Genomic DNA, 18,726 nt, shown 5'->3' with positions numbered 1-18,726 from the left:
ACCGGACGGCCCGGGAACACGATGGGCCCGGTCATTTGCTTTCTGCCTGTTTCAACGCCAGCACGTCTTTCGGCGTGACCATGTCGCCCTTGTTGTTGCCCCAGGCGTTGCGCTCGTAAGTGACGACCGCGGCGATATCGACTTCCGAAAGCTGCTTGCCGAAAGCCGCCATCGCGGTACCCGGCTTGCCGTGGAAGACCAGGCTCAGGTGGGCTTCCTTGGGCCCGGTGGCGATTTTCGAGCCCTTGAGCGCCGGGAACATCGGCGGCAGGCCCTGGCCTTCGGCCTGGTGACAGGCGACGCAGGTGGTGTGGTAGATCTTGTCGCCACGGGCCACCAGCTCGTCGAGGGTCCATTCCTTGCTGGTCAGCTCCTTGAGCTTGGCCGCCTCGGCCTTGCGCTCGGTCAGCCAGGCGTCGTAGTCGGCAGGGGATTTCACGTCGACGACGATGGGCATGAAACCGTGGTCCTTGCCGCACAGCTCGGCGCACTGGCCACGGTAGATGCCGGGCTTGTCGACCTTGGTCCAGGCCTCGTTGACGAAACCGGGGATGGCGTCGCGCTTGACCGCGAAGGCCGGCACCCACCAGGAGTGGATCACGTCGGCGGCGGTCACCAGGAAACGCACCTTCACCCCCGCCGGCAGCACCAGCGGCTGGTCGACCTCGAGCAGGTAGTGCTCGCCCTTGGCGGCCTGGTTGTGGATCTGGTCCTGGGGCGTGGCCAGGTTGCTGAAGAACTCGACGTCCTGGCCCAGGTACTTGTAGTGCCACTTCCACTGGTAACCGGTGATCTGGATGTCCACGTCCGATTCGCTGGTGTCGTACATCCTGATCAGCGTGGCGGTGGCCGGAATCGCCATGGCCACCAGGATCAGCAGCGGCACGACGGTCCAGAGGATCTCCACCGTGGTGCTTTCGTGGAAGCGGGCGGCCACCTGGCCGGTGGAGCGGCGGTGAATGATCATCGACCAGAACATCGCCCCGAAGACGATGACACCGATCACCACGCAGATCCAGAAGATGGTCATGTGCAGGTCGAAGACCGCGTGACTGACCTCGGTCGCCCCCTGCGTCATATTCGTGGTCCAGGCGGCTTGCGCCTGGCTGAATAACGACCACAACAGCAGGCCCATCCAGACCCGTGGATGTCGCATCATTGCGCGTTCCCCTTATCGTTCTTGTTATCCCGTCGGCTTTCACCTGGGGCAAAGGGGAATGGTCGGACTACGCACGCGGACCATTCGGTCTTGCCGAAACACAAAGCCGGACGTCATCAGCTAACTCCATACAAAACCGAGTATAGACAGCGACCGGGACCACGCAATGCAATACAAAAAATGAACCTGTCAGTTTCCTGAAAGCCACGAATGGCGTGGGCTGTAGCGAAATGATGGCAATTCAATATAACGCACGCATATAACCATGAAATAATTATTACAAATACGTCTTAACAGCTTTTATAACCCAGCTACCTTATGGTCTCCCTTTTTCCCTTTGTATTACCGACTGGAGCATTCATGAACACCGCCGCATTGCGCGAGCAAATACAACGTGCACATCAACACGAAGCCGAAACCGGCCAATTGACGCGACAACTGGAAGTTCAACTGCCGCACCTGCACCCTGCCATTCAATTACCGGAGATCGATGCCACGGGAGTCATGACCCGTTTTGTAACCGCCTACATCGAGCTGGTCCCTGACCTGCTGGATGCCGCCAATTCGGTCGCCCGCGAAGCGGGTATCGAATCGCAGATCAAACCTGTGCTGAAAATTGCCGAGCAGTTCTTCCTGCAACCGCCCAGCATTCTCGAAGGCCATGTCGGCCTCGACGGCCTGCTGGACGAAGCCTATCTGGCACATCGCCTGGTGGAGGAGGTCAACGATCTGTACATCGTGCATTTCGGCCAGTCGCTGATCCCGCTGAACACCACCGTGGCCAACCTGATCGCCCACCAGTTGATCGGCGAAGCGTTCGCCAACCAACTGGATGAAGCGGTGCATCACGCGGTCGATGAAATGCTCGACGAGGAGAGTTTCGCCCTCGAATCGGTGGAAGCCTATCGCGACCGCCTCAACAGCCCGGACACGGAAGCGGCGTGGAAACGCTGGCCTTGCCTGTCCCGCCAACTGGGTGTGGAGCTGGAACTGGAACAGCCCGCCGCCTGACCTTGCCGCTGCGCACCTAGACCGTCGACCCCACACCGGTCGTGGTGCGCAGGCGACCCTCCAGACGCCGTTTCAACCCACGGGATTCGATCACCAGCCGCGAGCCCTTGGCCGCGTTGGCGCGCCCCCATTCCTCGAGCAGTTCCAGGCAGGAATGGTCGATGTAGGTCAGGTTGCTCAGTGGCACATGCAGCGTGGTTCCCGGCGGCACCTTCGACAGCACCTGAGTCAGTACCGGCACCTTGAGAAAGGTCGCCGCCCCGGTCAGGCGCAGTTCCTGCTCGCCTTCACTCGGCAGGTCCACCAGGCTGACCTTCAGCCGCGAGGCCTTCCAGGCCAGCTTCGCCAGGGTCAGGCCGAAACCGATCAGCACGCCGGTCAGCAGGTCGGTGAAGACGATCGCCAATGCCGTCGCGGCATAGGTGAACATCGGCATCCGCCCGTAGCGGCCCAGGCTGCGGAAGACCTTGAGGTCGACCAGCTTCAACCCGGTGAACACCAGCACGCCGGCCAGGCTCGCCACCGGAATGCTCTGCAGCACGCTCGCCAGCAACAGCACGAAGGCCAGCAGCCAGAGGCCATGGAGCATGGTCGACAGGCGGGTGCGGGCGCCAGCCTGGACGTTGGCCGAACTGCGCACGATCACCCCGGTCATCGGCAATGCCCCAAGCAGGCCGCAGAGCATGTTGCCGACCCCTTGCGCCGACAGCTCGCGGTCGAAGTCGGAGCGCTGGCCGTCATGCATGCGGTCGACCGCCGCCGCCGAGAGCAGGGTTTCGGCACTGGCGATGAAGGCCACGGCAAAGGCCGCGACCAGGATCGCCGGGTCGGCCAGGTTGAGCAGGTCGGCCGGACGCAGCCAGTCGATGGCCTCGGCCAGGTTCTCCGGCACCTCCACGCGGCGTACCGGCAACGCCAGCACCAGGCTCACCAGGGTCGCCAGGCCCACGCCCAGCAGGGCGCCCGGCACGAAGCGCAGGCGCTGTGGCTTGAACTTCTCCCAGAGCCACATCACCAGGATCGTCAGCAGGCCCAGCAAGCCGGCCTGCCAGCCGATGCCGGCACCGACCAGCGGCAGGGCCTTGCCCAGGGCCTGGGGAAAGCCCAGCAGGTTGTCCAGGCCCGAAGGCAAGGGCGATGCGTCGAACATCACATGGATCTGCGACAGCACGATCAGCACGCCAATACCGGCGAGCATCCCGTACACCACGGCCGGAGCGGTAACCCGGAACCAGCAGCCCAGGCGCAGGCGCCCGGCGAGCAGTTGCAGCAGGCCGGCCAGCAGCAGGATCGGCCCGAGCATGGCGAGGCCATGCTGGCGCACCAGTTCGAACACCAGCACCGCCAGGCCCGCGGCCGGACCGCTGACCTGCAACGGCGAACCCGCCAGCCAGCCGACCACCAGGCCACCGACGATACCGGTGATCAATCCCTTGGCCGGCGGCACGCCGGACGCGATGGCGATTCCCATGCACAGCGGCAGGGCGACCAGGAACACCACCACGGAAGCCAGCAGCTCCCGGGGTAAAACAGCTTTCAGTTGCGCAGCACGCATGACGAATCTCCTGAGGATTTCTTCAGGCATGGCAAAGCCAGACCGCTCTGTGGCAGTCATGGCAGAACCTTATCGATTGAGAAGAGCTTTAGGCAGAAGTGACCTGTCCCGGCAATACCGCTCCCTTCTGACGACGTCGACGGCCGTCAAAAGGGCGAATACCGCCGAGCCCGGCTCTAGAAGCGTGCCTTGGGCGTCGCGCAGGGGATGGGGTGGGTGCCATCCAGAGGCAGGAAATCGCCCCGGTCCGCGTCGTAGGCTTTGATTTCGCTGGTTTCGATGTTGTACACCCAGCCATGGATGAACAGATGCCCGCTGGCGATGCGCGAGGCCACCGAAGGGTGGGTACGCAGGTGCTGCAGTTGGGCGATCACGTTCTCTTCGGTCACCACGTGCATGCTTTCACGTTCGTCGGCGCAATTGCAGTTGTCATGGACCATGGTGCGTGCCACCTCGGCATGCCGCAGCCAGGCCTTTACCGTGGGCATCTTGTCCAGGCTTTCAGGGTTCAGTACCGCGCGCATGGCGCCGCAGTCCGAGTGGCCGCAGATAATGATGTGCTGCACGCCAAGGGCGAGTACGGCGTACTCGATGGCGGTGGACACACCACCGTTCATCTGGCCGTAGGGTGGCACCACGTTGCCGACGTTGCGGGTGACGAACAGGTCGCCGGGGCCGGTCTGGGTGATGAGTTCGGGAACGATGCGCGAGTCGGCGCAAGTGATGAACATGGCCCGGGGAGCCTGGGCCGTGGCGAGTTTCTTGAAAAGTTCTTCCTGCTGCGGAAAGACTTCATGGTGAAAACGCAGAAAACCATCGACGATATGTTGCAGTGCTGCATCGGCGCTTTCGGTCTCGGGGAGCACTGAAGCCGACGCAGCCAACGGCTGTTTATCCTTGTCACTCATGATTCATCCTCTTTACGGGCGGATTTAAGGGGATTTTCCTGATTTGGCTTGCTCAGGGCCAGCGTTCTTCGGGTCAGCGCGCCCGATTCCTTGAACACTACCTGCAAAAACACAGGCCTGGTCACCATAACCGTGGAAACTTAACTCAAACTGAATCAGAGGCTCTAGGACGGGTGTTCCACATCACTCCCGAGGGACAGTCCCGACGCCAGCCATCACGAAGAAGCATTATATGGCATGCCTCATCCAAAGCTTACGTCAGAGCAGTGACATCTGCGCTCCCGGCGGGCAGAAAAGGCTGCAATCGAGGTTGAAACCGTCCCGGCGGTCCAGACCCAGGCGCTTGAGGGCCTTGGCGAAGCGCTGGGCGAGCAGGTCGGCGAACGGTCCCTCGCCACGCATACGCGCACCGAAGCGGCTGTCGTACAGCTCGCCGCCGCGGCTCTGGCGGATCAGGCTGAGGACATGGGCCGCACGCTGCGGGTAATGCGCGGCCAGCCATTCCTCGAACAGCGGCGCCACCTCCAGCGGCAGCCGCAACATCATGTAGGCCGCGCTCCGGGCACCGGCGGCATGGGCCTCGCCGAGCAGGCTTTCGAGTTCGCTGTCGTTGATCATCGGAATCATCGGCGAGCACAGCACGCCCACCGGAATGCCTGCCTCGCGCATCACCCGGATTGCCCGCAGGCGCGCCCTGGGTGCCGCGGCGCGGGGTTCGAGGATGCGCTTGAGTTCGTCGTCCAGGGTGGTCAGGCTGATCATCACCGCCACCAGCCGCTGCCGGGCCAGCTCCGCCAGCAGGTCGAGGTCACGCAGGATCAGCGCGCCCTTGGTCACGATCGTCACCGGATGCCGGTAACGCAGCAGCACTTCGAGGGTCTGCCGAGTCAGCCGGTGCTCGCGCTCGATCGGCTGGTAGGGGTCGGTATTGGAACCCAGGTTGATCGGCGCGCAGCGGTAGCCCGGTTTCGACAGCTGCTGTTCGAGCACCGCCGGCGCGTTGCTCTTGGCGATCAGCCGGGTCTCGAAATCCAGGCCCGGCGACATGTCCCAGTAGGCGTGGCTGGGCCGCGCGTAGCAGTAGATGCAGCCGTGCTCGCAACCGCGATAGGGGTTGATGGAGCGGTCGAAGGGCAGGTCCGGCGAGGTATTGCGGGTGATGATGGTCTTCGCCGTCTCGATGCGCACCTCGGTGCCCTGGGTTGGCGGCACCTCCTGGTACCAGCCGTCGTCCTCGACCACCGAGCGGCTCGGCGCGAAGCGGTTGTGCGGGTTGCTCGCGGTGCCACGACCGCGTGGCGGGAGAGGAGTGGACATTGGCGAAGCCCTTGACTGTATTTATATACAGTAATCGAGCAGGCGGGATCTGACCAGCACTCGCCGACCTGCGGGCTTCACCGACGAATCTTTGACATGAGCCTCACAGGCTTTTGATCCCTCGGGGGGCATGCTGCGTGCCAGTCTCCCCTCTCTCCCGGGTCACCCTGTCATGTCCATCACTCGTGCCCTCGCGATCCTGTGCATCACCCTGAGCAGCCTGTTCATGCTGGCCCAGGCCCAAGCCGACAGCACCTTCGTCCGCCCGCCCCAGTGGGCCCAGCCGGTCGGCGACAAATACAACCTGAACCAGATGAGCCCGACGCTCTACCGCAGCGCACTGCCGGACGCCGATGCCCTGCCGCTGCTGGAACAGCTGAAGATCGGCACGGTGATCAACTTCCTGCCGGAGTCGGACGCCAGCTGGCTGGTGACCCCCAACGTCAAGAAAGTGCAACTGCCCTACCGCACCAACCATGTCGACGACGCCGACGTGCTGGCCGCCCTGCGGGCGATCAGGGACGCCGAAGGCCACGGCCCGGTGCTGATGCATTGCAAGCACGGCTCCGATCGCACCGGCTTGATGGCGGCCATGTACCGGGTGGTCGTCCAGGGCTGGAGCAAGGAGGACGCCCTGGCCGAAATGACTCAGGGTGGCTTTGGCGAAAGTTCCCACCATAAGGACGGCATTCGCTACATGATGAAGGCCGATATCGACAAACTTCGCACGGCCCTGGCCAATGGCGATTGCAGCACCAGCCCATTCGCCACCTGCAATGTGCAGAACTGGTTCAAGTCAGCTTCGGCCAACGCCCACTGAGGGCGATGCCGGGCCGGCACTGACCCGTGGCGCCTTCAACGCCGAGCCGAACATCATCGCCGCCCACGCCGGGACCGAGCGCGGCCGGGCCGGGCCTGCAGGGTCACTTTCGGTACCCTGATCAGCGGTCTCGCCGTTCTGCACCTTGACCAGTTGCTCCATCAGGTCGATGAACTGCGGGTCGCTCGAGTCGCGCATGACGGCTTTCGCCGGTCGCCCGAGAAAGGCCGCGACGGATTCCGTCAACGAACGGATGGGCGCCGGAACAAACAGTTCCTCGCGCAGGCGACGGCCCTCCACGGCATCGAACAGCCCCTTTTCCACGAAACGGGCAAAGACCTCCGTAGCCAGTTCCAGTCCCCACAGATAGGTGAAATAGCGGGCCTCATAGCCCGTGACCAGGTGGGTGAAGGAGTAGATGAAACGGTCGGGCATCGGCTTGGGCCAATGGGCGAGGTTCTCCTGGGTCAGCGCGTGGATATTCGCGGTATCGACCGGCTGCAGCAGGTGCAGGAAAAAGTCCATGCCCGAATACATCAGTTGCATACTGTCATTCAGCCAGGTCTGGCTTTCCAGGAAGATCCGCAGGCGACGGGCCTGCTCGGTGGACAGGCTGGCCCCGGTCTGGTGGTGACGGCTCATGTCGACCAGGAAATCGACGTTGTAGCTCCAGCGTTCCATCAATCTGGAAAAAAACTCCCGCACATCCATCCCCGAATGCTCGCTGCACGACAACTGCCAGGTTTCCGACGTGTCGAGCAGTTGATACAGGCAATGCCCGAACTCGTGGAACAGGGTCCGCACCTGCCCGTGTTTCAGCAGCACGGGCGCACCTGCGCCATTGCCGGGCAGGGCACAGGACAACACCGCCACCGGCAGCTTCACTTCGCGCCCCTCGACCGACAGCAGGCGATGGGCAAGGGAAAACGTGGAGCCGGACTTGAACAGTTTCTGCTCGCGGGAAAACAGATCGAGAAACAGATAACCGAGGGTCTGCCCGGCTTCGCGGACCTCGAAGGCGCGCACGCTGGCGTGCCAGGTATCGAGCTGCGGGCGCTCGACGAACTCGATGCCGAACAGGCGCCTGGGCAGGTCGAACATCTTTTCCAGCACCCGTTCGAGTTCGAAATGGCGACGGAACTCGTCCTCATCCAGTGCCCCTTTGTGCAGGCGCCTCTTCTGCCCGTAGTACAGATAGTCCCAGGGTTGCAGGGGGGCGGGTGCCAATGAGGTCAGTTCTTCGCGCTCGGTGATCCAGGCGGGGGCCTTGCTCGCGATCTGCTGGTGGAGGAACCAGAGCACATGGGCCGGCTTGCGCACCGAAAGACGTTGCAGGGCCAGTTCGGCGAAACTGCCAAAGCCCAGCATCCGCGCCTGTTCCAGGCGCAGCCGCAGCAACTGTTCGAGCACCCTGCTGTTGTCGAAAGTCTTGCAGTCCGCCAGGCCCTGGTCGGAGGCCAGGGTGCCGCGTCGCTGGAACACCTGCTGGCGCAAGGCCGATGCCTGGGCGTAGGTCATGATCGTGCGGACCAGCTCCGGATCGCTCATGTCGATCTTCCAGCCCAGCAGTTGCTTGTCCTGATAGAGGGCCATGGCCGCCTTGTCGTGGCTGGACAGCCCGTCCAGCAGCGCCTCGTCCGCCACGTCGATCTGCCAGCTGGAACAGTCGGTGGCCGCGGCCACATTGCTGAGAAAGCGCAGGCGCAGTTCATCGGTCGTCTCGCCCAGTTCCCTGAACCGCTGGCGCTGCTCGGCGGGCAGCGCCATGCCATCCAGGCGGAAGCGCCGCAGGACCCTGTCGAGCAGGACCCGGCGCGGCCGACTGAACTGGCGGGCCAGCGGGCTGGCGGCCAGCTTCTGGTAGAGGGCGTACAGCTGCTCGTTGCCCCAGAGCAGTTGGTCGAACTGCACCTCGATGCGAAAACAGCGCACGAACGCCTTGTTCCACTTCGCCCCGGAACGCGCGCGGGACAGGGCCAGGAGGGTGCCGACACACCAGGCCATGCGCGCGCCGAGCGCGTCGAGCGGCACGACGAAATCATCCCAGGTGGGCAGCTCGCGCTGACTGACGAGGATCGCCTCGATGGTGCTGCGGGCCTCGTTGCGCACCTGCAGCATCGCCGGTACCAGGTGATGGGCGCGTATGGACGAGTAAGGCGGCAGTTCGCCACAGTGATGCAGCAGCGGGTTGTAGGTACCCATGGTCACTCCTTGAGAGACGCGGCCCCGGAACGGGACCACTCAAGGAGCGAGCCTAGGTGGCGCAAGCCTGGCGCTGGACCTACATAGATAGGCCCGGCGACCGCGATTACTCGCTCGGCTTTTTCAGCTTGGGATTGGGGAAGAACTGCACGGTTTGCACGGTCTTGTCGGCGACTTTCGCCGCCGGCGTATTGACCCGCGTGCTCAACTCCCTGGGCACCGACAGCCCCTGTTCGTTGAGCGTGTCGGCATAGCCGCACGCCACGCATTCACGGTGCGGAACGTCATCCTCGCTCCACATCATCAGCTTGTCCTGCTCGCTGCACGCCGGGCAGACCGCCCCGGCGATGAAGCGTTTCCTGGTCTTGGTCACGACTACCTCACTCATGCCGCCGCGTCCTCGCTCAGGCCGCTGTGGCGCAACAATGCGTCAATCGAAGGTTCACGGCCACGGAAATCGACGAACAGCACCATCGGTGCCTGGGAGCCACCGCGGGCGAGGATCGCTTCGCGGAACGCGCGACCGGTCCGGGCATTGAGCACGCCTTCTTCCTCGAACCGCGAGAAGGCATCCGCCGACAGCACCTCGGCCCACTTGTAACTGTAGTAGCCGGCCGCGTAGCCACCGGCGAAGATGTGCGCGAAGCTGTTGGGGAAGCGGTTGTAGGCCGGTGGACGCATCACCGAGACCTCGTTGCGCACCGCCTCCAGCACCTGGGCCACGCTGCGGCCGTCGCCGTGGGCAGCATGCAGTTCGAAATCGAACAGCGAGAACTCCAGCTGGCGCACCATCATCAGGCCGGACTGGAAGTTCTTCGCCGCGAGCATTTTTTCCAGCAGGTCCTGGGGCAGTGGCTCGCCCGTCTCGTAGTGGCCGGAGATCAGCGCCAGGCCTTCCGGCTCCCAGCACCAGTTCTCCATGAACTGGCTCGGCAGTTCCACCGCGTCCCAGGCCACGCCGTTGATACCGGATACCCCGGCATGCTCGACGCGGGTCAGCAGGTGGTGCAGGCCGTGGCCGAATTCGTGGAACAGGGTGGTCACTTCGTCGTGGGTCAGCAGCGCCGGCTTGCCGCTGTCGGCCGGGGCGAAGTTGCACACCAGGTTGGCCACCGGGCTCTGCAGCACACCATCGGCGGTGCGGCGACGGTCACGGGCACCGTCCATCCAGGCGCCGCCCCGCTTGTTCGCGCGGGCATACAGGTCGAAGAAGAAGCGTCCGACGTGCTGGCCGTTCTCCCTGATTTCGAACAGGCGGACATCCGGGTGCCAGGTATCGAAACCGGTCTGCTCGGCGATCTCGATGCCGTAGAGCTTCTGCACGATGGCGAACAGGCCGCCGAGCACCTTGTCGATCGGGAAGTAGGCACGCAGGGCTTCCTGGGACACGCTGTAGCGCTGCTCACGAAGCTTCTCGCCGTAGAAGCCGCTGTCCCAGCTCTGCAGTTCGGCACAGCCCTGCTCGGCAGCGTAGGCCTTGAGCTGTTGCAGGTCCTGGGCGGCGAACGGCTTGCTGCGCCTGGCCAGGTCGCGCAGGAAGGTCAGCACCTGGTCGCTGGAATCGGCCATCTTGGTCGCCAGGCTCAGTTCGGCGAAGCTGGCAAAGCCCAGCAGCTTGGCCAGTTCCTGGCGCAGGTCGAGAATTTCAGCCATCACCGGGCCGTTGTCGAACTGGCCGGCGTTGGGGCCCTGGTCGGAGGCGCGGGTGCAGTAGGCGGCGTAGACCTCTTCGCGCAGGGCGCGGTCTTCGGCGTAGGTCATCACCGCGTAGTAGCTGGGGAATTCCAGGGTGATCAGCCAGCCTTCCAGGCCCTTGGCCTGGGCCGCGGCGGCCATCTGCGCCTTGGCCGAAGCACTCAGCCCGGCGAGGGCGGCCTCGTCGGTGATGTGCTTGGTCCAGGCCTGGGTAGCGTCGAGCAACTGGTTGGAGAAGCGGCTGCCCAGCTCCGACAGCTTGCTCTGCACCTCGGCATAACGCTTCTGCTCGGCCTCGGGCAGGTCGATACCCGACAGGCGGAAGTCACGCAGCGAATGTTCGAGAATGGTTTTCTGCGCCACGTCGAAGCCGGCGGCCTCGGGGCTGTTGGCCAGGGCTTCGAAGGCCTGGAACAGCTCGCGGTTCTGGCCCAGCTCGGTGGAGTAGGCACTGAGCGCCGGCAGGCAGGCCTCGTAGGCTTCGCGCAGTTCCTGGCTGTTGCACACCGCGTTGAGGTGGCTGACCGGGCTCCAGGCGGCGCCCAGGCGGTCGTTGAGTTCGTCCATGGCCAGCACCAGGCCGGCCCAGCTCGGATTTTTCCCCTGGCTTTGCAGGATACCTTCGATGGCCTTGCGGTTGTCGGCGAGGATCTGCTCGATGGCCGGTTGCACGTGCTCGGCACGGATCGCCGAGAAGGGCGGCAGGTCGTAGGGCTGCAGAAGAGGGTTGTTCGCGCTCACGGTGGACACCTTGGCTGAAAAAACATGTAGGAACAAAGATGGGGCCATCTTAATTACAATCAATGCCCACCGCAGCTATCAGCAACAGAGAGAGTGCCTATCGTGACCCTTCGCACCTACCAGAACCACACGCCGTCCCTGGGTTCCAGGGCTTTTGTCGACCACTCGGCGGTGGTGATCGGCGATGTCGAGATCGGCGACGACAGTTCGATCTGGCCATTGACCGTGATCCGTGGCGACATGCACCGCATCCGCATTGGCGCCCGCACCAGCGTGCAGGACGGTTGCGTGTTGCACATCACCCACGCCGGGCCTTTCAACCCCGACGGCTTCCCGCTGCTGATCGGCGATGATGTGACCATCGCCCACAAGGTCATGCTGCACGGCTGCAGCATCGGCAGCCGGATCCTGATCGGCATGGGCAGTATCGTCATGGATGGCGCGGTGATCGAGGACGAGGTGATCGTCGGCGCCGGCAGCCTGGTGCCACCGGGCAAGCAACTGGCCAGCGGCTTTCTCTACGTCGGCAGCCCGGTGAAGCAGGTGCGGCCGCTGACGGAGAAGGAGAAGGCCTTTTTCACCTACAGCGCCGCGAACTACGTGAAGCTCAAGGATCAGCACATCGCCGAAGGCTACGACCGCGCCGAGTGAGCGTTTTCTGTACGGATTGGGACATTTCATGCACTACCAGACAATTCTGTTCGACCTCGACGGCACCCTGACCGACCCACGCGAGGGCATCACCCGCTCGATCCAGTTCGCCCTCGCCAAGCTGGGTATCGACGAGCCGGACCTGGGCAAGCTGGAACACTTCATCGGCCCGCCGCTGCTGCAGGCGTTCATGCAGTTCTACGGCTTCGACGAGGCCAAGGCCTGGGAGGCGGTGAATTTCTACCGCGAGCGCTTCAAAGTCACCGGCCTCTATGAAAACCGTGTGTTCGACGGTGTCGTGCCGCTGCTGGAAACCCTCGGCGGGCAAGGGCGCACACTGTATATCGCCACCTCCAAGCCCTGGGTGTTCGCCCGCGAGATCGCCCGGCATTTCGACTTCGCCCGGCACTTCAAGGTGATCTACGGCAGCGAGCTGGATGGCACGCGGACCGACAAGGTCGAGCTGATCGCCCACCTGGTCGCCGAGGAAGGCCTGGAACCGGGCGATACGCTGATGATCGGCGACCGCAAGCACGACCTGATCGGCGCGCGCCGCAACGGCCTGGCCGCGGCGGCGGTGGGTTACGGGTTCGGCAGCTTCGAGGAACTGAGTGCCGAGCAGCCGGCGTATCACTTCCAGACACTGGACGAGTTGCATCGGGCGTTTGTGTAGGGCCCGAGAGCGAGCCGCGCCGTTCGCGGGCAAGCCACGCGCCGATAGGGTTGTGCCACACGCTGGCCTCTCTGTAGGAGCGCGGCTTGCCCGCGAAGAGGCCGGTCAGCCCGGCATCAATTTCTGTAACGCCGCCTTTCTCGCCTCGGGCGGCATGGCCCCCAGCCTTTCCACCTCGGTGAAAAACGCCGGCCAATCGCCGTCGACCTGCCTGAACAGCGCCGCAAACGCCGGCACCCACTGGTCATACAGCCCGAACGGCAACAGCTTGGCGTTGTTCAGCGGCGTATTGATCCAGCCATCGTAGCGCTTGTCGCCGGCCCACTGCGTCGCCTGCAGCCGCCGGTATTCCTGGCGCAGGCGCTCGAACTCGGCGGCCTTGCGCGCGCGCATCCGCTCGGCCGGCAACGGCAGCGCGTAGAGCGCCTGCAGGCGCTTGCGGGTCTCCAGCACCAGGGCAATGAACTGGTCCTTCTGCTGCGTCTCGTTGCCCAGGGTCGCCGGCAACCCGCGCGCCGCCCGCCATTGCCGGGTACCTTCCTGCTCGACGAAATTGGCGTAGGACTCGTTGAACTCGGTGTCGTCCTTCACATAGAAGCGCTGGTGCGCCAGCTCATGGAAGATCAGCGTCGCCAGGCGCTCGTCGCCCCAGTTCATCATCGAGCTGAGGATCGGGTCATCGAACCAGCCCAGGGTCGAGTAGGCCTCGACCCCACCGATGTACACATCCAGGCCCTGCTGGCGCTGCAACGCGGCTTCGCCCCGGGCCGCGCCCTGGCTGTAGTAGCCGCGATAGGCGACACAGCCGGCGATAGGGAAACAGTGGCTCTGCGGCGTCAGGGAAAATTCCGGGGTGGCGAAGACATTCCACACCACGTAGGGCCGCCTGATATCGGCATACAGCCGATAGCTGCGGTTGTCCGGCAGATGCAGGTGCTGGCTGGCGAAGGCCCGCGCCTCTTGGGAACGGATCAGGTGCTCGCGCAGCGCCTGGGGACGGCTGGGATCGGCGATCACCTGCGCCACCGGTTCACGGGCGCGCAGCAGGCTCAGTTGGCCGCTGGCCAGCTGGCTGTAGTAGTCCAGGCTGCTGCAACCGCCCGCGAGCAGCAGCAGGCCTGCCAGACCGAGGCGTAGAAGGGGAGCGAATGGCCGGTGCGGCATGCGGATCATCCAGTCGGGGTTTGCGCCAAGACTATCGCGCGTGACGAAACATGTTCCATGAAGATTGGCCACATTCAGGCAAAAGCGTCCAGCCAAGACCACTGATCACAGGTATGCTGAACCCCTGTCATCAAGCGAAATCCATCATGCGCAAGCTGCTGACCTTCCTTGCCCTCGCCAGCCTCGGCGGCTGTGCCGGACCGCTGCCGGCGGTCGACCCGAACATGGCCTGGATCGACCTGGGGACCCGCACCGGCACCCTGGTCATGGCCGAAACCCTGGACAGGAAGCGCCTCGACGACGGGCGCTTCTTCCAGGTGACACCCGGCCCCATGAGCTGACCGTGCGCTTCGACTACGACGTGTACATTGGCGGCATGGCGATGAACACCGACCCGCTGCAGCGAATCTGCTACATCAGCGTGTCCTACCCGAACTTCGAGGCAGGACGGCGTTATCACCTGGAAGGGGTTGCCCTGGGGTTCCAGGCCAATGCCCGACTGTATGACGACAAGGGCGTACAGATCGCCTCGGATGAACGAGTGATCTGCATGCCCTAGGGGCCTCAGGTATCGTTTTTCTGGTAGATGATCGCCTTGGTGCCGTTTTCACAGGTACCGACCACCATCGCCACGTCATGCTTCTCGGCTTCCTCCCGGGAGACGATCTCCAGGGTGTAGGAAGGTACGGCGTTGGCCTGGATCTTCACCTCGATCTCGTTTTTCAACTCCTGGCAGTCCTTCGGGGCCGCCAGGGCCTGCGTCGCCAGCGCGCAACAGAAAATGCCCAGGGCAATGCGTTTCATGATCAGACTCCTTCTGGCGGCAACGCGTCGCAAGGGCGTACGCAATCAGTTGCCGCATACCGATTCGACCACAAACGGGAGAATCAAGTTCTGACTCGCCTCACAACCTGTGATAACGGAGCCACACGTGGGCGCCGGTTCCCTCCATGAAAGCACAACCCTGTGGGGCCAACTTCTTGGGGCAATCCGGAGATCGCCAAAAGCTTCGCGGAGGAATCCAGCTGCCACAGGTCATGTTCCGCGAAGTCAGCCCAGCAGGGTCGCGTCCAGGCTGATCTTCGCGTTCAGCACCTTGGACACCGGGCAACCCTCCTTGGCCTTCTGGCTCAGCTCATCGAACTGCTGCTGGCTGGCACCCGGGATCTTCGCCTTGAGAATCAGGTGCACCGCGGTAATGGCAAAACCGCCATCCACCTGGTCCAGCGTCACCTCGGCGTGGGTGTCGATGCTGTCGGCCTTGAGCCCGGCCTCGCCGAGAATCATCGAGAAGGCCATGGAAAAGCACCCGGCATGGGCCGCGCCGATCAGTTCCTCGGGGTTGGTGCCCCGGCCACCCTCAAAGCGTGCCTTGAAGCCATAGGGTGCCTCGCGCAAGACACCGGTTTCGGTGGAAATGGAGCCGATACCGGTTTTCAGGTCGCCTTCCCAGTGAGCCGAGGCTTTCTTCGTGATACTCATGGACTGTCTCCTCAAAAGCGACGCGGGGGTTCGCGCCAGACCAAAATTTTGAGAATAGTCGGCCTCTCAAAGTTCATCTTGTAGGAGTCGTCTTTGATTTCTGCAGGCTAAAAACTCAGACTGCTCTTGAAACTCGGGTATATGCCCATATTGCCCAGAACACCGACAGGTCCTTCGCCGCGTATCGCAAGCCTGTCCCTCAAACAGGAGTAACAGGCTTATGAAGCGCTTGTCCGACGTGAAGTTTTCCACCCTCGACCTGGTACCGGTGCGCCAGGACGGCAGCCCGGCGCAGTCGCTGCGCAACTCGCTGGACCTGGCCCGGCATGTGGAAAAGTGGGGCTTCAACCGGTTCTGGGTCGCCGAGCACCACAACATGGACGGCATCGCCAGCTCGGCCACCTCGGTGCTGCTGGCCTATCTCGCCGGCGGCACCTCGAGCATTCGTGTCGGCTCCGGCGGGGTGATGCTGCCCAACCATGCGCCACTGGTGATCGCCGAACAGTTCGGCACCCTGGAAAGCCTCTATCCCGGGCGGATCGACCTGGGCCTGGGCCGGGCACCCGGTTCCGACCAGATGACCGCCCACGCCCTGCGCCGCGAGCGCTCGGGCAGTGCCGACGACTTTCCCGAAGACGTCGCCGAGCTGATGAAGTACCTCGGCCCGCGCACCCCCGACCAGCGCGTGATCGCCGTCCCCGGTACCGGCACCCAGGTGCCGGTCTGGCTGCTCGGTTCGAGCCTGTTCAGCGCGCAACTGGCCGGCGAGCGCGGCCTGCCCTACGCCTTCGCCTCGCATTTCGCCCCGCGCTACATGCATGAGGCGATCCGCGTCTATCGCAACCACTTCAAGCCTTCGCAGGTGCTCGACAAGCCCTACGTGATGCTCGGCGTGCCGCTGGTGGCGGCCGACAGCGACGAGCAGGCCGACTACCTGGCAACCTCGGTCTACCAGCGCATCCTCGCGCTGATGCGCGGCCAGAGCCTGGTGCAGCGGCCGCCGGTACAGAGCATGGACGGCCTGTGGCTGCCCCATGAGAAAGAGGCCGTGGCCAGCTTCCTCGGCCTGGCGATGGTCGGCAGCCCGCAGAAGATCCGCGCCAAGCTGGAGGTGCTGATCGAGCACACCCAGGCCGACGAACTGATCTTCACCTGTGACCTGTACGAACACGCCGATCGCCTGCACTCCTACGAGCTGCTGTCGCAGGTGATGAAGGGCTGAAACCCGATCGACGCCCATGAAAAAGCCGGCGCATTGCGCCGGCCCTGATGCTGCGAACGCTTACTTGCGCTTGTAGGTAATGACCTTGGTACCGGCTTCGCAGGTGGCCACCACCTTGCCGTCGGCGCCTTTCTCGCCGGTGGCGCGATCCAGGATCTGCAGCGAATAGCCATGCACGCCCTTGGACTCCAGCTTGTCCTTGATCTCCCTTTCCAGCTCGTCACATGGCTTGCCTGCCGCAAGGGTCGTTCCCGCGACACTCAACAAACCCAGCGCCAAAATCAGCTTCTTCATCGGTCACATTCCCTGGTCGTATCAAAAAAAGTGCGTCGGCTTTTGGGCGACGCACAGGAGGCTCGATTGGAGCCTTCTGTATAGCAAGCTATATGGCAGTCGGCCAGTGGACTAGTTCACAAGTGCCAGCATTTACTCAACTGTTGGCGATCTTGAAGCCGACCTTGAGGGTCACCTGGAAGTGTGCCGCCTTGTTGTCGCGGATATGCCCGCGGGTATCGACCACCTCGAACCACTCCAGGTGCTTGAGACTCTTGCCGGCTTCGGCCAGGGCGTTGTTGATCGCTTCCTCGATGCTGTTGGGCGACGAACCGACCAGTTCGATCTTCTTGTAGGTGTGATGATCACTCATGCTGCTCTCCTTGGGCTTGCGGGCTGTCAGGGACAGCCTAGCAGTGATTTTCCAGAGGGCCCGGATGGGGTCGGCACAGCGGATTGCAGATTTTCTGCACTTTCGCCAACCGGTGCAGTCGGACTTCACAGACGCCATCCATCACTGAGAGGAGAGCCGATATGGCCAGTTCATCGTTGCGTAAAGCTGCACTGCAAAGCATGGAAGCGGAGATCGAGAGCCTGCTCAAGTCCCTGGAAAGCCTGAAGGACGACGCCTCGGACGAATCGCGCAAGACCCTCAAGGCCCTCAGGAGCAACGCCGAAAGCGCCCTGCGCCATTCGCGGCACCTGCTCAGCGACGCCTACGAGGAGGTCAAGGTGAAGACCCGCGAGACCGGGATCGCCACCCGTGACTACGCCCAGGAGCATCCATGGACCACGGCGGGCGTGGCAGTCGGTGCGTTGGGTCTGCTGGCGGCCTACCTGCTGTGCAAGCGCGGGGATTGAGGCCGGTCAGGCACCTTTTTCCAACTCGGCCTTGAGCCACTGCGCCAACTGCAGGGCGCGGCCATCCACGGCCCGCCCCGGCAACCACAAGGCCAGTCGCCCGGGGTTTCGTTGAAGCCCCACGGCGCGACCAGCCGACCAGCGCGCAAGTCATCGGCCACCAGCGCCTGCGGCGCGATCGCTACCCGAGCCCGGCCACCGCCGCTTCCAGCAGGTAATACAGGTGCTCGAAGCCCTGTCCGTACTTCAACCCGGACGCCTCGATACCATTACTCCTTGCCCAGCTCGGCCAGGCCTGCGGGCGCGAACTGGTATACAGCAGCGGCTCGCCCACCAGTGCGCGGGCCGGCGCCTGGCGCAGGGCCGCATAATGGGAAAAATGCGGGCTCATCACCGGCCCGATGCGCTCGCAGGCCAGCTCATGCACCTGCATGTCCGCCGGCCACGGTGGCTCGGCGAACAGCAGCAGGGCATCCAGCCCCGGCTTGCGGGGGTCCAGGTCGCCCTCGCCGGCGGACAGGTGCAGGCGCAGGTCCGGCAAATCGGCATTCAGCCGCCCGAGCCGCGGGATAAACCAGCGCGCCAGCAGGCTGCCGGAGCAACCGAGGACGAACGGTGCATCGCTCGAATCGCGGGTCAGTTCGGCGCAGACCGAACGCATCCGCTCGAACGCCTCGGCGCTGGCATCGCGCAGGCGGATGCCGGCATCTGTGAGTTTCAGGCCGCGCCCATCCTTGACGAACAGGCTCAGCCCCAGGTGTTCCTCCAGCACCTTCAGTTGCCGGCTGACCGCACCGTGGGTCACGTGCAGCTGTTCGGCAGCCTGGCTGACGCTGTTCAGGCGGGCCGTGGCTTCGAAGGCGCGCAGGGCATTGAGCGGGGGCAGGTCGCGGCTCATGATATCTGTGAGTTTTCCTGACAGGTTACGGCGATCTTATCGGTTTTCATCCACGCCTGTCATGGTTAGAGTGAAGCCATCGATCATTCCATCG

Annotated in this window: 18 protein-coding genes and 2 pseudogenes; 7 read left to right on the top strand and 13 right to left on the bottom strand. The window is 63.7% G+C overall.

Going from position 1 to position 18,726, the window contains the following annotated elements:
• Window positions 1-31: 31 nt before the first annotated feature.
• Complete coding sequence (coxB, locus tag ACZ5KU_RS00280; RefSeq protein ID WP_054057608.1) at window positions 32-1,159, bottom strand: cytochrome c oxidase subunit II; 1,128 nt, start codon at window positions 1,157-1,159, stop codon at window positions 32-34.
• Window positions 1,160-1,519: 360 nt separating this feature from the next.
• Between coxB and ACZ5KU_RS00275 the strand changes: the two genes are divergently transcribed.
• The gene (locus ACZ5KU_RS00275) at window positions 1,520-2,170 is read left to right on the top strand and encodes a hypothetical protein (RefSeq protein WP_054057609.1); all 651 of its coding nucleotides are present in this window, start codon (window positions 1,520-1,522) and stop codon (window positions 2,168-2,170) included.
• Window positions 2,171-2,186: 16 nt separating this feature from the next.
• Here ACZ5KU_RS00275 and ACZ5KU_RS00270 read toward each other — a convergent pair whose 3' ends face one another.
• The 3 genes from ACZ5KU_RS00270 to ACZ5KU_RS00260 form a co-directional block, all read right to left on the bottom strand.
• Entirely contained in the window at window positions 2,187-3,725 is a 1,539-nt protein-coding gene (locus ACZ5KU_RS00270) for a SulP family inorganic anion transporter (RefSeq protein ID WP_054063392.1), read from the bottom strand.
• A 176-nt stretch (window positions 3,726-3,901) separates the two neighbouring features.
• Complete coding sequence (locus ACZ5KU_RS00265) at window positions 3,902-4,633, bottom strand: carbonic anhydrase (RefSeq protein WP_054063393.1); 732 nt, start codon at window positions 4,631-4,633, stop codon at window positions 3,902-3,904.
• 258 nt (window positions 4,634-4,891) lie between these two features.
• A complete protein-coding gene (locus ACZ5KU_RS00260) occupies window positions 4,892-5,950 on the bottom strand; it encodes a PA0069 family radical SAM protein (RefSeq protein ID WP_054057611.1) in 1,059 nt (352 codons plus the stop codon).
• Window positions 5,951-6,122: 172 nt separating this feature from the next.
• Here ACZ5KU_RS00260 and ACZ5KU_RS00255 point away from each other — a divergent pair, with 172 nt between their 5' ends.
• Window positions 6,123-6,770 (top strand): phosphatase domain-containing protein, encoded by a 648-nt coding sequence (locus tag ACZ5KU_RS00255; protein WP_054063394.1) that lies wholly within the window; start codon window positions 6,123-6,125, stop codon window positions 6,768-6,770.
• On the opposite strand, the gene ACZ5KU_RS00250 is transcribed toward ACZ5KU_RS00255, so the two are convergent.
• From ACZ5KU_RS00250 to prlC, 3 genes are all read right to left on the bottom strand, one after another.
• Window positions 6,747-8,972, bottom strand: coding sequence for a M3 family metallopeptidase (locus ACZ5KU_RS00250; protein ID WP_464736701.1), 2,226 nt, complete (start codon window positions 8,970-8,972; stop codon window positions 6,747-6,749). The genes ACZ5KU_RS00255 and ACZ5KU_RS00250 overlap by 24 nt on opposite strands.
• 106 nt (window positions 8,973-9,078) lie before the next feature.
• Window positions 9,079-9,360 (bottom strand): YheV family putative zinc ribbon protein, encoded by a 282-nt coding sequence (locus tag ACZ5KU_RS00245; RefSeq protein WP_054057613.1) that lies wholly within the window; start codon window positions 9,358-9,360, stop codon window positions 9,079-9,081.
• On the bottom strand, window positions 9,357-11,456 hold the full coding sequence (gene prlC / locus ACZ5KU_RS00240; RefSeq protein ID WP_464736700.1) for an oligopeptidase A: 2,100 nt from the start codon (window positions 11,454-11,456) through the stop codon (window positions 9,357-9,359). Before prlC ends, ACZ5KU_RS00245 begins: the two co-directional genes overlap by 4 nt.
• Window positions 11,457-11,510: 54 nt before the next feature.
• Here prlC and ACZ5KU_RS00235 point away from each other — a divergent pair, with 54 nt between their 5' ends.
• Window positions 11,511-12,059, top strand: a complete 549-nt coding sequence (locus ACZ5KU_RS00235; protein ID WP_054063397.1) for a gamma carbonic anhydrase family protein — start codon at window positions 11,511-11,513, stop codon at window positions 12,057-12,059.
• 28 nt (window positions 12,060-12,087) lie between these two features.
• Window positions 12,088-12,732, top strand: coding sequence for an HAD family hydrolase (locus ACZ5KU_RS00230; RefSeq protein WP_054057616.1), 645 nt, complete (start codon window positions 12,088-12,090; stop codon window positions 12,730-12,732).
• 105 nt (window positions 12,733-12,837) lie between these two features.
• On the opposite strand, the gene ACZ5KU_RS00225 is transcribed toward ACZ5KU_RS00230, so the two are convergent.
• Window positions 12,838-13,896 carry an aminopeptidase gene (locus ACZ5KU_RS00225; protein WP_054057617.1) on the bottom strand — a complete coding sequence of 353 codons (1,059 nt, stop codon included), beginning with the start codon at window positions 13,894-13,896 and terminating at the stop codon, window positions 12,838-12,840.
• A gap of 146 nt (window positions 13,897-14,042) precedes the next feature.
• On the opposite strand from ACZ5KU_RS00225, the pseudogene ACZ5KU_RS00220 reads away from it, so the two are divergent.
• A pseudogene (locus ACZ5KU_RS00220) lies at window positions 14,043-14,455 on the top strand (PA0061/PA0062 family lipoprotein).
• 5 nt (window positions 14,456-14,460) lie between these two features.
• Here ACZ5KU_RS00220 and ACZ5KU_RS00215 read toward each other — a convergent pair.
• Both ACZ5KU_RS00215 and ACZ5KU_RS00210 read right to left on the bottom strand, forming a co-directional pair.
• Entirely contained in the window at window positions 14,461-14,700 is a 240-nt protein-coding gene (locus ACZ5KU_RS00215) for a DUF1161 domain-containing protein (RefSeq protein ID WP_054063398.1), read from the bottom strand.
• 246 nt (window positions 14,701-14,946) lie between these two features.
• The gene (locus tag ACZ5KU_RS00210) at window positions 14,947-15,378 is read right to left on the bottom strand and encodes an OsmC family protein (protein ID WP_054057619.1); all 432 of its coding nucleotides are present in this window, start codon (window positions 15,376-15,378) and stop codon (window positions 14,947-14,949) included.
• Window positions 15,379-15,598: 220 nt separating this feature from the next.
• On the opposite strand from ACZ5KU_RS00210, the gene ACZ5KU_RS00205 reads away from it, so the two are divergent.
• Window positions 15,599-16,600, top strand: a complete 1,002-nt coding sequence (locus tag ACZ5KU_RS00205) for an LLM class flavin-dependent oxidoreductase (protein ID WP_416771174.1) — start codon at window positions 15,599-15,601, stop codon at window positions 16,598-16,600.
• A 60-nt stretch (window positions 16,601-16,660) separates the two neighbouring features.
• On the opposite strand, the gene ACZ5KU_RS00200 is transcribed toward ACZ5KU_RS00205, so the two are convergent.
• Window positions 16,661-16,894: a DUF1161 domain-containing protein gene (locus tag ACZ5KU_RS00200; protein ID WP_054057621.1), complete on the bottom strand. Its 234-nt coding sequence runs from the start codon at window positions 16,892-16,894 to the stop codon at window positions 16,661-16,663.
• Between the two features lie 136 nt (window positions 16,895-17,030).
• Window positions 17,031-17,246: a dodecin gene (locus ACZ5KU_RS00195; protein WP_017902537.1), complete on the bottom strand. Its 216-nt coding sequence runs from the start codon at window positions 17,244-17,246 to the stop codon at window positions 17,031-17,033.
• Window positions 17,247-17,407: 161 nt separating this feature from the next.
• Here ACZ5KU_RS00195 and ACZ5KU_RS00190 point away from each other — a divergent pair, with 161 nt between their 5' ends.
• On the top strand, window positions 17,408-17,734 hold the full coding sequence (locus tag ACZ5KU_RS00190) for an ElaB/YgaM/YqjD family protein (protein WP_017902536.1): 327 nt from the start codon (window positions 17,408-17,410) through the stop codon (window positions 17,732-17,734).
• Here the strand turns inward: ACZ5KU_RS00190 and ACZ5KU_RS00185 are convergent.
• Window positions 17,707-18,632 (bottom strand): annotated as a pseudogene (locus ACZ5KU_RS00185) (LysR family transcriptional regulator). The gene ACZ5KU_RS00190 and the pseudogene ACZ5KU_RS00185 overlap by 28 nt on opposite strands.
• Window positions 18,633-18,726 lie beyond the last annotated feature (94 nt).

It is taken from the genome of Pseudomonas sp. Tof1 (genome assembly GCF_055390395.1).
This window is presented reverse-complemented; position numbering and strand designations above follow the sequence as displayed.

What these genes read in the sequence shown, in the direction of transcription:
- ACZ5KU_RS00245 (WP_054057613.1), bottom strand. Translation starts at nt 9,360, where the DNA reads ATGAGTGAGGTAGTCGTGACCAAGACCAGGAAACGCTTCATCGCCGGG.
- ACZ5KU_RS00255 (WP_054063394.1), top strand. Translation starts at nt 6,123, where the DNA reads ATGTCCATCACTCGTGCCCTCGCGATCCTGTGCATCACCCTGAGCAGC.
- ACZ5KU_RS00195 (WP_017902537.1), bottom strand. Translation starts at nt 17,246, where the DNA reads ATGAGTGATCATCACACCTACAAGAAGATCGAACTGGTCGGTTCGTCG.
- ACZ5KU_RS00190 (WP_017902536.1), top strand. Translation starts at nt 17,408, where the DNA reads ATGGCCAGTTCATCGTTGCGTAAAGCTGCACTGCAAAGCATGGAAGCG.
- ACZ5KU_RS00210 (WP_054057619.1), bottom strand. Translation starts at nt 15,378, where the DNA reads ATGAGTATCACGAAGAAAGCCTCGGCTCACTGGGAAGGCGACCTGAAA.
- ACZ5KU_RS00250 (WP_464736701.1), bottom strand. Translation starts at nt 8,972, where the DNA reads ATGGGTACCTACAACCCGCTGCTGCATCACTGTGGCGAACTGCCGCCT.
- ACZ5KU_RS00275 (WP_054057609.1), top strand. Translation starts at nt 1,520, where the DNA reads ATGAACACCGCCGCATTGCGCGAGCAAATACAACGTGCACATCAACAC.
- ACZ5KU_RS00215 (WP_054063398.1), bottom strand. Translation starts at nt 14,700, where the DNA reads ATGAAACGCATTGCCCTGGGCATTTTCTGTTGCGCGCTGGCGACGCAG.
- ACZ5KU_RS00200 (WP_054057621.1), bottom strand. Translation starts at nt 16,894, where the DNA reads ATGAAGAAGCTGATTTTGGCGCTGGGTTTGTTGAGTGTCGCGGGAACG.
- ACZ5KU_RS00260 (WP_054057611.1), bottom strand. Translation starts at nt 5,950, where the DNA reads ATGTCCACTCCTCTCCCGCCACGCGGTCGTGGCACCGCGAGCAACCCG.
- ACZ5KU_RS00225 (WP_054057617.1), bottom strand. Translation starts at nt 13,896, where the DNA reads ATGCCGCACCGGCCATTCGCTCCCCTTCTACGCCTCGGTCTGGCAGGC.
- ACZ5KU_RS00265 (WP_054063393.1), bottom strand. Translation starts at nt 4,633, where the DNA reads ATGAGTGACAAGGATAAACAGCCGTTGGCTGCGTCGGCTTCAGTGCTC.
- coxB (WP_054057608.1), bottom strand. Translation starts at nt 1,159, where the DNA reads ATGATGCGACATCCACGGGTCTGGATGGGCCTGCTGTTGTGGTCGTTA.
- ACZ5KU_RS00230 (WP_054057616.1), top strand. Translation starts at nt 12,088, where the DNA reads ATGCACTACCAGACAATTCTGTTCGACCTCGACGGCACCCTGACCGAC.
- prlC (WP_464736700.1), bottom strand. Translation starts at nt 11,456, where the DNA reads ATGGCCCCATCTTTGTTCCTACATGTTTTTTCAGCCAAGGTGTCCACC.
- ACZ5KU_RS00270 (WP_054063392.1), bottom strand. Translation starts at nt 3,725, where the DNA reads ATGCGTGCTGCGCAACTGAAAGCTGTTTTACCCCGGGAGCTGCTGGCT.
- ACZ5KU_RS00205 (WP_416771174.1), top strand. Translation starts at nt 15,599, where the DNA reads ATGAAGCGCTTGTCCGACGTGAAGTTTTCCACCCTCGACCTGGTACCG.